This window comes from Streptomyces sp. NPDC008137 (genome assembly GCF_042957035.1).
GTDB lineage: Bacteria > Actinomycetota > Actinomycetes > Streptomycetales > Streptomycetaceae > Streptomyces.
Window position 1 is genome coordinate 214,283 of record NZ_JBIBHN010000009.1, and the last position, 12,934, is coordinate 227,216.

Consider the following 12,934-nt stretch of genomic DNA (forward strand, 5'->3'; position numbering starts at 1 on the left):
CTCGCCGAGAAGCGGTCGAGCCGCCCCGTCAGAGCGACACCCCACGCGCCTCCAGCCACGACACCGGGTTCACCGCCGAGCCCGTCTCCGGTGTGACCCGGGTCTCGAAGTGCAGGTGGGGGCCGGTGGAGTTGCCCGTCGTGCCCGACTGGCCGATCCACTGGCCGGGGCTGACGTGCTCCCCCTGGTCGACCGCGACGGACGCGAGATGGGCGTACTGCGTGAAGTAGCCGCCCGCGTGCTTCAGCACGATCTCGATGCCGAAGGGGCCACCGCAGGCCACCCTCACCACTCGGCCCGTCCCCACGGACCGCACCGGCGTACCGATCGGCACCGCGAAGTCCTGCCCGGTGTGCCGGCTCGACCACCGCGCCCCGCCGCTGCCGTAGGACGCGGACAGCTCGTACGTCTCCACGGGCGCGACCCACGCACTCGTGAACCCCGTCTCGGGCTGGTCGAGCCGGACGGCCCCACGGCACGCCCCGGCGGCGACCGAGGCGTCCGCCTGCCCCTGGAGCCGCGAGCGGGCCTCCTCTAGCTTCTGCTCGATGCCCGCCTTCAGGTCGGCCAGCTGGACGTTCCGCTTCTCCAGCGCCTCCCACTCAGCGGCGGCCTTGGCCTCGTCCGCGGTGAGCCGCGCCTCGGCCCGGCGGCTCTTGGAGATCGCGTTGTTCACGGCGAGATTCGTCTGCGAGAAGGCGTGCTGACCTCGCATCAGGTCGTCGGGGCTGTCGGCGAGGATCATCTGCGCGGCCACCGGCAGCCCACCACTGCCCCGGTACTGGGCGCGGGCGATCCGGCCCAGGTCCTCGTTCAAGCCCGCGATGTGCCGCCGCTGAGTGTCCAGGAGCGCCTCCGCCCGCTGCGCCTTGGCCCGTTGCTCGTCGGCCTCCTTGCGGCCGGTCTCGTACAGCTGCGTCGCCGCCGCCGCGTCCTCGTACAGCCGCGCCACCTCGGCACTGATGCCCGTGTCACCACCGCTCCCGGGCTCCTTCTCCGCCCCCGTCGGCCGGGCCGCGAGGGCCGCCAGCGCGCACAGCAGGGCCGGAACGAGCAGGCGGTAGCGGCGATATGAGCGCATGTCAGCGATCCTCGCCCAGCCCTGCGGGCCCGGTCCTGTTCACGTCGTACGGCTGGGGGACCGGCTGCTCCGAATGGATCAGAGCGCGCGGACCCGTCAGGGTTCACGCCGCTACCGCGCTCCCGCCAGTTCCTCCGCCGCCGCCTCCCGCTCCGCCAACTCCCGCAGCGGCCCGTCCACCGCCACCAGCTCCGGGTACGACCCGCGCTGCACCACCCGTCCCTGGTCCAGCACGAGCACCTCGTCGACGGCCTCCAGGCCCGCCAGCCGGTGCGTGATGAGCAGGGTCGTACGGCCTTCTGTGGCGGCCAGCAGATCGGCGGTGAGCGCGTCCGCCGTCGGCAGGTCGAGGTGCTCGGCGGGCTCGTCGAGCACCAGAACGGGGAAGTCAGCGAGCAGCGCGCGGGCCAGTGCCAGCCGCTGCCGCTGCCCTCCGGACAGCCATGCCCCGTGCTCGCCCACGAGTGTGTCGAGCCCGTCGGGCAGACCCTCGGCCCAGTCCAGCAGCCTGGCCCGGCCGAGCGCGGCACGCAGCTCGTCCTCGGTGGCGTCCTTCTTGGCGAGCAGCAGGTTCTCGCGCAGTGAGCTGTCGAAAAGGTGCGCGTCCTGCGCGCACAGCCCGACGAGCCTCCGTACGTCGTCACTGTGCAGCGCGTACGCGTCCACGCCCGCCAGCGTGTACGCGCCCGCCCGCGCGTCCAGGAACCGCAGCAGCAGCTGCGCCAGCGTCGTCTTGCCGGAGCCGGACGGCCCGACCACGGCGACCCTGCGGCCCTCCTCAAGGGTCAGGTCGAGCCCGGCCAGCGCGTCCCGGTCCTGCCCCTCGTACCGTGCGGTCAGCCCCTTGACGGCGACCGGGAACGGCGAGACGGGCGCCTGCCGGGGCCGCTCCGGCTCCCCCACGGGCTCCGGGGCGTCCAGCACCTCGTACACCCGCTCGGCGCTCCGGCGCACTCGCTGCCGGTACTGCACGGCGAGCGGCAGCCCGAGCACGGCCTCGAAGGCGGCGAGCGGGGTGAGGACGACGACGGCCATGGTCACGCCGTCCAGCCGCCCGGCCGCGACCGCCTGAGCGCCGGCCAGGGCGGCGGCCGTGACGGTCAGGCCGGAGATCAGCGCGGTGAGCCCGTCGCCGAGGGCGGTGGCGGTGGCGGCGCGCGAGGCGATCCGGGTGAGCGCCCCGTCGGCCTCGCGTGCCCGGGCGGTCCGCGTGGGCAGGGCACCGGCGACGGTCAGCTCCGCGGTTCCGGTGAGCAGATCGGCCACCCGGGTCGCCAGTACGCCGCGGGCGGGGGCCAGCCGGTGCTCGGCCCGTCGCGCCACGGCACCGGTGATCAGCGGCACTCCCACGCCCGCCGCCAGCAGCCCGGCCGCGAGCACGGCCCCCGCCTCCGGCAGCAGCCACGCCGTGAAGCCCACGGACGCGGCCGACACGACGACGGCCGCCCCGGCCGGCAGCAGCCACCGCAGCCAGTAGTCCTGCAGCGCGTCCACGTCCGCGACGAGCCGGGAGAGCAGATCGCCCCGGCGGGTCCGGCGCAGGCCGGCGGGCGCCAGCCGCTCGAGCCGGCGGAACACCGCGACCCTGGTGTCCGCCAGCATCCGCAGCACGGCGTCGTGCGAGACCAGCCGCTCGGCGTACCGGAACACGGCCCGCCCGATCCCGAAGGCCCGCGTCGCCGTCACGGCCATCATCAGATAGAGCACGGGGGGCTGCTGCGAGGCCCGCGAGATCAGCCACCCGGAGGTGGCCATCAGCCCCACGGCGCTCCCGAGCGCGAGACTGCCGAGTAGCAGCGCGAGTCCCAGCCGCCCGCGCAGGGCACCGGACATGGCGCGAACGCGTGTGAGGACAGGGCCCGAAGCGGATTCCCCGTGGGGCTCGGTCAGGTCGACCGGGTCGGGCAGCTCCCCCTCGACGGAACCCGGCTTGCGGACCGAGGCAGGCGCGACGGGCGCAGCGGTCGTCTCGGGCTCGGCCAGACGCACCACCCGGTCCGCGACCCCCAGCAACGCCGGACGGTGCACCACCAGCAGCACCGTCCGCCCGGCCGCCAGCCGCCGTACCGCGGCCACGACCTCGGCCTCGGTGGCCCCGTCCAGCGCGGCCGTCGGCTCGTCGAGCAGCAGCACGGGCCGGTCCGCGAGGAACGCCCGGGCCAGCGCGAGCCGCTGCCGCTGCCCCGCCGACAGCCCGGCCCCGTCCTCGCCGAGCACGGTCTCCACGCCCGCGGGCAGCGCGTCCACGAACTCCAGTGCCCCGGCGTCCCGCAGCGCCCGCCGTACGGCGTCGTCATCAGCGCCGGGCCGCGCCAGCCGTACGTTCTCGGCGATCGTCCCGGCGTACAGATGCGGCCGCTGCGGCACCCACGCGATCCGGGAGCGCCACTGCTCCAGGTCGGCATCGGCCAGGTCGACTCCCCCGGCCCGCACCCGCCCCTCGGCCGGCCGCACGAAGCCCAGCAGCACACTGAGCAGCGTCGACTTTCCGGCCCCGCTCGGCCCGACGAGGGCGACCGTCTCCCCGGGCTCGACGGTGAAGGACACGTCCGCCACGGCGTCCGCCGAGCGCCCCGGGTACCGGACCGTCACGCCCTCGAAAGCAAGCGCCCCCGCGGGGACGTCCTTGGCCCCGGACGCCGGCACGGGCGTCTCCAGGACCTCGAAGATCTCCTCGGCGGCGGCGAGGCCCTCCGCCGCCGCGTGGTACTGCGCCCCGACCTGCCGCAACGGCAGATAGGCCTCCGGCGCCAGGATCAGGATGACCAGACCGATGTACAGGTCCATCTCGCCGTGCACGAGCCGCATGCCGATCGTCACGGCGACCAGCGCCACCGAGATCGTGGCGAGCAGCTCCAGGGCGAAGGAGGAGATGAAGGCGATCCGCAACGTCCGCATGGTGGCCCGCCGGTATTCGCCGGTGATCCGGCAAATCGACTCGGCCTGCGCCTTGGCACGGCCGAAGACCTTCAGCGTCGGCAGCCCGGCGACGACGTCCAGGAAGTGCCCGGACAGCCGGGACAGCAGCCGCCACTGACGGTCCATCCGGGACTGGGTGGCCCAGCCGATCAGGACCATGAAGACCGGGATGAGCGGCAGGGTGCCCACGATGATGGCCGCGGAGACCCAGTCCTCGGTGACGATCCGCGCCAGCACCGCCACCGGCACGACCACCGCGAGACCCAACTGCGGCAGATACCGCGAGAAGTAGTCGTCGAGGGCGTCGACGCCCCGGGTGGCCAGGGCGACCAGCGAACCGGTCCGCTGCCCGCTCAGCCACCCGGGCCCGAGCCGCACGGAACGCTCCAGCAGCCGCCCCCGCAGCTCGGACTTCACCGCCGCGCTCGCCCGGTGCGCGGCGAGCTCGGTGAGCCAGCCGACCAGCGCCCGGCCGACCGCGACGGCGGCCAACAGCAGCAGGGGAGTGGCGAGTTCCGTCACCTGCATCTGGTGCTGGAAGGCGCCGACCACCACCTCGGCGATGAGCATCGCCTGCGCGATGACCAACCCCGCCCCGACGGCACCCAGGGCGACGACCGCCCCCAGGAAGACCCGGGTGGCACGGGCGTACCTCAGCAGACGCGGATCGATTGGTTTCACGTGAAACACACCTCAGTGCGCGGTCTCGGCGATGTGCTGCGTACCGATCCGCTTGCGGAACACCCAGTACGTCCAGCCCTGGTAGAGCAGGACGATCGGGGTGGCGATCCCGGCACACCAGGTCATGATCTTCAGCGTGTACGGGCTGGACGAGGCGTTGGTGACCGTCAGGCTCCAGTCCGGGTTCAGCGTCGAGGGCATGACGTTCGGGAACAGCGTCAGGAAGAGCATCGTCACCGTGGCCACGATGGTGAGCCCTGACAGGGCGAAGGCCCAGCCCTCACGCCCGGCCCGTGCCGCGACCAGCGCCACGAGAAGGGACGCGACGGCCACGACCACCGCGACGAGCGAGGCGCCGTCGCCCCGGTCGGCCTGCGTCCACAGCAGGAAGGCGAGGGCCAGCAGGGCGGTCAGCAGCCCGACGCGCAGCGCCAGCTTCCGTGCCCGCTCCCGGATCTCCCCGACAGTCTTGAGCCCGACGAACACCGTCCCGTGGAAGGTGAACAGCGCCAGCGTGACCAGACCGCCCAGCAGCGCGTATGGGTTGAGCAGGTCCAGGACACCGCCGGCGTAATTGAAGTCCTGGTCGATCTTCACGCCCCGCACGATGTTGCCGAAGGCCACACCCCACAGGAACGCGGGGAGCAGCGAGGTCCAGAAGATCGCCGTCTCCCAGTTGCGCTGCCAGTTCTCCTCGGGCCGCTTGACGCGGTACTCGAAGGCCACGCCCCGGACGATCAGGCAGACCAGGATGAGCAGCAGGGGCAGGTAGAAGCCGGAGAAGAGCGTCGCGTACCACTCGGGGAAGGCGGCGAAGGTGGCACCGCCCGCCGAGAGCAGCCAGACCTCGTTGCCGTCCCAGACGGGACCGATGGTGTTGATCAGCACCCGCTTCTCGGGCCGGCCCCGGGCGAGCAGCTTCGTGAGCACGCCGACCCCGAAGTCGAAGCCCTCCAGGAAGAAGTAGCCGGTCCACAGGACGGCGATCAGGACGAACCAGACGTCGTGCAGTTCCATGACTGTGCAGCTCCCTCGGCCTAGTACGAGAAGGCCATCGGCTTGTCGGCGTCACGGGAGTCGCCGCCGATCTTCGTGGGCGGGTTGAGGTCGGCCTCGGTGAGCTCGGGCGGGCCCGCCTTGACGTACTTGACCAGCAGCTTGACCTCGATGACGGCGAGGATCGCGTACAGCGTGGTGAAGACGACCATCGAGGTGATGACCTCGGCCTGGGAGACCCCGGGGGAGACCGCGTCACGCGTCTGGAACAGGCCGTAGACGACCCACGGCTGGCGGCCCATCTCGGTGAAGATCCAGCCCCAGGAGCTGGCGATCAACGGGAAGCCCAGGGTGAGGATCGCCATGCGCCAGTACCACTTGGTGAGGGTCGGGCCGAGCGCCTTCTTCGGCAGGAGCACGAGGTGCGGCACCTCGTCCTCGCCCACCCGCAGATGCTGTGGCAGCAGGAACTTCTTCCGGGTCAGCCACAGTCCGGCCAGGCCGATGGCGAACGACGTCATACCGAAGCCGATCATCCACCGGAAGCCCCAGTAGGCGACGGGGATGTTGGGCCGGTAGTCACCGGGGCCGTACTTCTCCTGCTCGGCCTTGTTGACGTCGTTGATGCCGGGGACGTACGAGGTGAAGTCGTCCTTGGCGAGGAAGGACAGCAGGCCGGGGATCTCGATGGCGACCTTGTTGTGGCCCTTGTCGACGTCACCGACGGCGAAGATCGAGAAGGGCGCGGGCTTCTCGCCGTCCCAGAGTGCCTCGGCCGCGGCCATCTTCATCGGCTGCTGCTCGTACATGATCTTGCCGAGGACATCGCCGCTGACCGCGGTGAGCATGCCGCCGATGACGACGGTGACCAGGCCCAGCCGCAGCGAGGTCTTCATCACGGGCACGTGCTTCTTGCGGACCAGGTGGAAGGCGGCGATGCCGACCATGAAGGCACCGCCGGTCAGGAAGGCCGCGGTGAGCGTGTGGAAGACCTGGGCGAGGGCGGTGTTCTGCGTCAGCACCAGCCAGAAGTCGGTGAGCTCGGCGCGCCCCTTCGCCTCGTTGATCCGGTAGCCGACCGGGTGCTGCATCCAGGAGTTGGCCGCGAGGATGAAGTACGCCGACAGGATCGTGCCGATGGAGACCATCCATATGCAGGCCAGGTGGATCTTCTTGGGCAGCTTGTCCCAGCCGAAGATCCACAGGCCGATGAAGGTGGACTCGAAGAAGAAGGCGATCAGCGCCTCGAAGGCGAGTGGCGCACCGAAGACGTCACCGACGAAGCGCGAGTAGTCGGACCAGTTCATGCCGAACTGGAACTCCTGCACGATGCCGGTGACCACGCCCATCGCGATGTTGATCAGGAAGAGCTTGCCCCAGAACTTCGTCGCCCGGAGGTACTTCTCCTTCTCCGTCCGCACCCAGGCGGTCTGCAGTCCGGCCGTGAGCGCGGCCAGCGAGATCGTCAGGGGGACGAACAGAAAATGGTAGACGGTGGTGATGCCGAACTGCCATCGCGCCAGGGTCTCCGGCGCCAAAGCCAGGTCCACGTCGCCGCTCCTTACCTACGCTTGTGAAAGCGTTCACATTCACAAGCCATTATGCAGCACGGACTTTCGAGCCCCAAAGGGGGGCCCTGTCACGGCCGACCCCGGGTCGCCCCTTGGCGTGAACTTCAACATATTGTTGAATCGGCGGCATGCAGACACCGCTACGGATACGGATCTCCTGGCCCGCGGGGCACCTCACCGCGACCCTCGACGACACCCCGACCGCCCAGTCCCTCACACAGGCACTGCCCCTCGTCTCCACCGCCCGCACCTGGGGCGAGGAGGTGTACTTCGACATCGGAGTGTCTGTTTCACGTGAAACAGGCGCTCGACAGGTCGTAGAGCCGGGCACGGTCGCCTTCTGGACCGACGGGCCCACGCCGATCTCACAGGGCGCGGAGTGCCGCCTCGCCAGCCCGTGCAACGTCCTGGGCCGCATCGACGGCGACCCCGGCCTGCTCTCGACTGTGCGGGGCGGCGACCCCGTGCGCGTGGAACTCGTGGACGCCTGACCCAGAGCCTGACTCACGGAGCGCTACAGCTCCTTGCGAAACCCTTCCGCCACCTTCAGGAAGATGTCGTTCGCCTCGGTCTCCCCGACCGTGACCCGTACACCCTCACCGGGGAACGGCCGGATCACCACGCCCGCCTGCTCACACGCCTGCGCGAACGCGACCGTGCGCTCCCCCAGCCTCAGCCACACGAAGTTGGCCTGTGTCTCGGGCACCGTCCAGCCCTGGGCGCGCAGCCCGTCGACCACGCGCGTGCGCTCACACACCAGCGAGCCGACCCGGCCGAACAGTTCGTCCTCGGCACGCATCGAGGCGATCGCCGCCTCCTGCGCGAGCTGGCTCACCCCGAACGGCACCGCAGTCTTGCGCAACGCAGCCGCCACCGGCTCGTGGGCGATGGCGAACCCGACGCGCAGTCCGGCCAGGCCGTACGCCTTGGAGAAGGTCCGCAGGACGCAGACGTTGGGCCGGTCGCGGTAGAGCTCGACACCGTCCGGCACCTCGGGGTCGCGGATGAACTCCCGGTAGGCCTCGTCGAGCACCACCAGCACGTCACCAGGCACCCGGTCGAGGAAGCGTTCCAGCTCCGCCCGCCGCACGACCGTGCCGGTCGGGTTGTTGGGGTTGCAGACGAAGATCAGCCGGGTCCGGTCGGTGATCGCGTCGGCCATCGCGTCAAGATCGTGCACGTCACCGGAGGTCAGCGGCACCTGGACCGACCGAGCGCCGCTGATCTGCGTGATGATCGGGTACGCCTCGAAGGACCGCCAGGCGTAGATCACCTCGTCGCCGGGGCCGGAGGTGGCCTGGATCAGCTGCTGGGCGACACCGACCGACCCGGTGCCGGTGGCCAGGTGGGAGAGAGGCACGCCGAAGCGCTCGGACAGCTCGTTCATCAGCGCCGTACAGGCCATGTCCGGGTAGCGGTTGAAGTTGCCGGCCGCCGCCGTCACGGTCTCCATCACGCCCGGCAACGGCGGGTACGGGTTCTCGTTGGAGGACAGCTTGTAGGCCACCGGCCCGCCTGCCGCGGCGGGCTTGCCCGGCTTGTAGGTGGGGATTCCCTCCAGCTCGCCGCGCAGCTTGGGGCTCGTCTCGCTCACCGCAGTCCTCCTCGCGAAGACCGGCGGCCCATGACCGCCGCCGACATCCAATACTCCTCACCTTATGAGGATTCGGCGCCGCTGCGTACACCCACGACGGAGCAGCGAAGCCCGGCCTCCCATGTCCCACCGGCATCAGGGGCAACGCCGCACGAAGGCGTACGAATCCGGGGGCGCGCCGCACATATATCTACGCGCCGGTGGTGTACGCCGTGGCGCGCATCCCCCGTGCAGGTGAGTTGAGACCTCTTCGCAACCTCACCCCCTTGGCAGGCTCGTGCGGGCCGACAAGTCACGTACTGACATGAGAGCGCTTAACTCCCTTGGTTTCCCAAGCAATTGGGGTTAAATGATCATGCAGAAACGTGCCTGTCAACGTCTGCATATGCGTCCGCACTACCCCACCGCATGAGCCCTACTATCGGCTCGCCATGACAGCAGCAGGGAAGCACCAGGTGAGCCGCGCGGAAACCTCACGTCGAGGCAGTCGGCCGGGCCGGGCGGGTATCAGAGACGTGGCCGCCGCCGCCGGAGTCTCCATCACGACCGTCTCCGACGCCCTCAACGGCAAGGGCCGGCTCCCGGACGCCACCCGGCGCCATGTCCGCGAGGTGGCCGACCGGCTCGGCTACCGGCCCTCGGCCGCCGCCCGGACACTCCGTACCGGCAAGTCGGGACTCATCGGCCTGACCGTGACGACGTACGGGGATGAACCTTTCACCTTCACCGAGTTCGCGTACTTCGCCGAGATGGCGCGAGCCGCCACCTCCGCCGCGCTCGCCCGCGGCTACGCCCTCGTCATCCTGCCCGCGACCTCCCGCCACGACGTGTGGTCGAACGTCGCCCTGGACGGCACGGTCGTCATCGACCCCTCCGACCAGGACCCGGTCGTCAGCGAACTCGCCCGACAGGGCCTGCCGGTCGTCTCCGACGGCCGCCCGGCCGGCTCCCTGCCGGTCACGGCCTGGGTCGACAACGACCACGAGGCCGCCGTCCTCGGCATCCTCGACCACCTGGCCGACGCCGGCGCCCGCCGCATCGGCCTGCTGACCGGCACGACGACGGACACGTACACCCATCTGTCGACCACCGCGTACCTGCGCTGGTGCGAGCGCGTCGGCCAGGATCCGGTGTACGAGGCCTATCCGGCGCACGATCCGTGCGCGGGCGCCGTCGCCGCCGACCGGCTCCTCGCCCGCCCCGACCGGCCCGACGCGGTCTACGGGCTGTTCGACCCGAACGGCACCGACCTGCTCGCCGCCGCGCGCCGCTACGGCCTGCGCGTACCGGACGACCTGCTGCTGGTCTGCTGCAGCGAGTCCACCGTGTACGCCAACACCGAGCCCCCCATCACCACCCTCTCCCTGAAGCCGCGCCGCATCGGCACGGCAGTGGTACAACTCCTCATCGACGCCATCGAGGGCGTGGAGTCCGACCGTCCGGTGGAACAGGTGATACCGACGGAGCTGATCGTGCGCACGTCGTCCCAGCGACGCCCGCCGCGCACGACGGTCAGCCCGCCGCGGTCCCCCGAGGGGGCGTAGTTCCCCGGTACCGGGGAACCCCCGGGTCCGGTACCTCGGACCCGGTCGAGGGGACAGTCCCGTGCCTGGGGAGAAACAGGGCCGGTCCCCCGGAGAGAAGGGATCGTTCTCGCGAAGAGAAGGAAAGCGAGGACGGTCACACGGTGGTCAAAGCCCGGCCCAATCGGGGCGAAAGCCGCGGTGAACTGGACTCTTGCTCTGATTCACCACCCCTGGGTCATCACATGGCGCGATCCGCATTCCTATGATGGGCCCACGACACCGGCGGGCCGCTACGACCAGGCAGTCCGATGCGGTGCAGATGCGGCTGGATGGTGGAGGGGTCGATGACTCAGGGGGCCGGTCAGGGACCCGAGGTGGAGCGCACGGCGACGTTGCGCGACTTCCGGGTGCCCGCGTACGTCCACGAGGCCGGTCCGTACGTCCAGAGCACGAGCCCCGGCGAGGTCGCTCCGCCGCCCGAGGAGACCTATCCCGAGGGATACACGCCGACCCAGCGCGACCTTCCCGTGGTCAACCGGGGTGACACTGTCCAGGTGACCGTCGACCCCGAAACCGCCGCGGCCCCGCCCCCGAACACCGGACAGGGCCCGCTGTACGTCGTGGGCGACGTCCACGGCTATCTCGACCAGCTGGTGGCCGCTCTGCAGGAGAAAGGCCTCCTCGACGCCGAAGGCAACTGGTGCGCGGGCACCGCCCGGCTGTGGTTCCTCGGCGACTTCACCGACCGCGGCCCGGACGGCATCGGCGTCATCGACCTGGTGATGCGGCTGTCCGCCGAGGCGGCCGCGGCCGGCGGCTACTGCAAGGCGCTCATGGGCAACCACGAGCTGCTGCTGCTCGGCGCCAAGCGGTTCGGCGACACCCCCGTCAACTCCGGCGCGGGCACCGCCACCTTCCAGGCGGCCTGGCTGCTCAACGGCGGCCAGAAGACCGACATGGACCGCCTCCAGGACCACCACCTGCAGTGGATGTCCCGTCTCGACGCCGTGGAGGAGGTCGACGGCCATCTGCTCGTCCACTCCGACACCACCGCCTACCTCGACTACGGCCGCTCCATCGAAGAGGTCAACGACACCGTCCGCGAGACGATCACGCGCAACGACGCGGACGAGGTCTGGGACCTGTTCCGCAAGTTCACCAAGCGGTTCTCCTTCCGCGACGAGGGCGGCGCGGACGCCGTGCGCTCCCTGCTCGATACGTACGGGGGCACCCGCATCGTTCACGGGCACAGCCCGATTCCGTATCTGCTGGGCGAGGTCGGCTCCGAAGAGGACGAGGACAGCGGCGACCCGGTGATCGAGGGACCGCACGTCTACGCCGACGGACTCGCCATCGCGATGGACGGCGGCGTGACCATGGCCGGAAAACTGCTGGTCCAGCAACTGCCCCTGGCTACGTGAACGTTCACCGGGCAGGCGTTTCCCGTCACAGGACCGGACGGCTGAAGGGCCAATTTCGGTAAACCCCCTGTCACCGCCCACCTCCACGGCTCTACCATCGGCTTATCCGTAGCAGGCTCCCCTCCGTTTCTGCCCGACGGCTCGTCAGCATGCCGAGCCCCAAGCCCTACGGAGCATCGGGGGATGCACATGAACAGCGTTCCGCAGCACCTGCTGAGCGAGGACCGCCAGGAATACGAGCGGATCCTCGATGAGGTGCTGCGCTCCGCCCCACACCGTCCGGAACTGAGCGCCGTCGGACAGCGGCTGAACTCGGAACAACTGCGCACCATGGCGCTGAACGCCACCGCGCTCATCACGGCAGCCGCGTCGACCGAATACCAGCACTACGTCAAGGTCCGTGAGGAACTGCGCCAGCCGGCGTCGTCCGGCACACCGGCCGCGCGCGAGACCGGCTCCTCCGAACCGGGCACGGGCCCGGCGGGGCTGGCCGCCGCCATGGGCGAGGTCGCCGAGACCGCCGGCGCGGGCGCCGTGGCCATCGTCGCCGTCCTCGCACCCGTCCTGGCCGGGACCGCCGCCGCGATCTTCCTGCTCGTCGGCTACATCCTGCAGATGCTCGATCCCGAGCAGGCGTTCGCCCGGACCATGCTCACCACGGGCTGGGTGTTCGGCGCCGTGACCGCGGTCGCGATCCTCGTCGCCGCGGTGGGACTGCTGCTCACCGCCCTGCGCAACAAGCCGACGGCCGAAGGCGGTCCGTACGACGAACTGCACAAGGAGGTGGCCCTGGCCAGGGAGGCCTGGCACGAGGCCCTGCTGGAGCGCGGCATCCTGCCCTTCCTGCGAGAGGCACTCGTCAGCCCGGACGCGGCGGCCGCGCTGCACCACACCTCCTCGTCCGCGCCGATCAGCCGCATCCCGCACCTCGGCTACGACCGCCCGGGTTTCACCAGCCCGGACGAAGGCCACCGCGGCTCGCGGCCGAGCTACAGCAGCCCGGACTACACCAGCCCCGACTATGGAGGACCGGAGCACCAGCCGGAGTAGCGCTGGTTCCGTTCCGTTCCGATCCGCAGGCCAAGGGGCCAGAGCCAGGGACCAGATGTCCCCAGCCCTCGGCCCCAGTGGCCTGTGTGCGGTCG

Annotated in this window: 9 protein-coding genes; 4 read left to right on the forward strand and 5 right to left on the reverse strand. The window is 70.6% G+C overall.

Annotated elements, in window-relative coordinates; genetic code table 11:
- Positions 1-28: 28 nt before the first annotated feature.
- The 4 genes from ACFZBT_RS17885 to ACFZBT_RS17900 form a co-directional block, all read right to left on the reverse strand.
- Positions 29-1,081: a peptidoglycan DD-metalloendopeptidase family protein gene (locus ACFZBT_RS17885; protein WP_391104186.1), complete on the reverse strand. Its 1,053-nt coding sequence runs from the start codon at positions 1,079-1,081 to the stop codon at positions 29-31.
- Between the two features lie 111 nt (positions 1,082-1,192).
- A complete protein-coding gene (gene cydD, locus ACFZBT_RS17890) occupies positions 1,193-4,681 on the reverse strand; it encodes a thiol reductant ABC exporter subunit CydD (protein ID WP_391104189.1) in 3,489 nt (1,162 codons plus the stop codon).
- A 12-nt stretch (positions 4,682-4,693) separates the two neighbouring features.
- A complete protein-coding gene (gene cydB, locus ACFZBT_RS17895; protein WP_391104192.1) occupies positions 4,694-5,698 on the reverse strand; it encodes a cytochrome d ubiquinol oxidase subunit II in 1,005 nt (334 codons plus the stop codon).
- Positions 5,699-5,718: 20 nt separating this feature from the next.
- The gene (locus ACFZBT_RS17900; RefSeq protein WP_391104195.1) at positions 5,719-7,227 is read right to left on the reverse strand and encodes a cytochrome ubiquinol oxidase subunit I; all 1,509 of its coding nucleotides are present in this window, start codon (positions 7,225-7,227) and stop codon (positions 5,719-5,721) included.
- A gap of 149 nt (positions 7,228-7,376) precedes the next feature.
- Between ACFZBT_RS17900 and ACFZBT_RS17905 the strand changes: the two genes are divergently transcribed.
- Positions 7,377-7,739 (forward strand): cyclophilin-like fold protein, encoded by a 363-nt coding sequence (locus tag ACFZBT_RS17905; RefSeq protein ID WP_391104198.1) that lies wholly within the window; start codon positions 7,377-7,379, stop codon positions 7,737-7,739.
- Between the two features lie 23 nt (positions 7,740-7,762).
- Here the strand turns inward: ACFZBT_RS17905 and hisC are convergent, their stop codons facing one another.
- Positions 7,763-8,842: a histidinol-phosphate transaminase gene (gene hisC / locus ACFZBT_RS17910; RefSeq protein ID WP_391104201.1), complete on the reverse strand. Its 1,080-nt coding sequence runs from the start codon at positions 8,840-8,842 to the stop codon at positions 7,763-7,765.
- A 431-nt stretch (positions 8,843-9,273) separates the two neighbouring features.
- Between hisC and ACFZBT_RS17915 the strand changes: the two genes are divergently transcribed.
- The 3 genes from ACFZBT_RS17915 (at position 9,274) to ACFZBT_RS17925 (ending at position 12,839) form a co-directional block, all read left to right on the forward strand.
- On the forward strand, positions 9,274-10,386 hold the full coding sequence (locus ACFZBT_RS17915) for a substrate-binding domain-containing protein (protein WP_391104204.1): 1,113 nt from the start codon (positions 9,274-9,276) through the stop codon (positions 10,384-10,386).
- Between the two features lie 311 nt (positions 10,387-10,697).
- Complete coding sequence (locus ACFZBT_RS17920) at positions 10,698-11,789, forward strand: metallophosphoesterase (RefSeq protein ID WP_391104207.1); 1,092 nt, start codon at positions 10,698-10,700, stop codon at positions 11,787-11,789.
- Between the two features lie 183 nt (positions 11,790-11,972).
- The gene (locus tag ACFZBT_RS17925; RefSeq protein ID WP_391104210.1) at positions 11,973-12,839 is read left to right on the forward strand and encodes a hypothetical protein; all 867 of its coding nucleotides are present in this window, start codon (positions 11,973-11,975) and stop codon (positions 12,837-12,839) included.
- Positions 12,840-12,934 lie beyond the last annotated feature (95 nt).

Bases quoted from the DNA above. Each gene is read 5' to 3' on its own strand.
- ACFZBT_RS17885 (WP_391104186.1), bottom strand. From the start codon at position 1,081: ATGCGCTCATATCGCCGCTACCGCCTGCTCGTTCCGGCCCTGCTGTGC.
- cydB (WP_391104192.1), bottom strand. From the start codon at position 5,698: ATGGAACTGCACGACGTCTGGTTCGTCCTGATCGCCGTCCTGTGGACC.
- ACFZBT_RS17905 (WP_391104198.1), top strand. From the start codon at position 7,377: ATGCAGACACCGCTACGGATACGGATCTCCTGGCCCGCGGGGCACCTC.
- ACFZBT_RS17915 (WP_391104204.1), top strand. From the start codon at position 9,274: ATGACAGCAGCAGGGAAGCACCAGGTGAGCCGCGCGGAAACCTCACGT.
- ACFZBT_RS17920 (WP_391104207.1), top strand. From the start codon at position 10,698: ATGGTGGAGGGGTCGATGACTCAGGGGGCCGGTCAGGGACCCGAGGTG.
- ACFZBT_RS17925 (WP_391104210.1), top strand. From the start codon at position 11,973: ATGCACATGAACAGCGTTCCGCAGCACCTGCTGAGCGAGGACCGCCAG.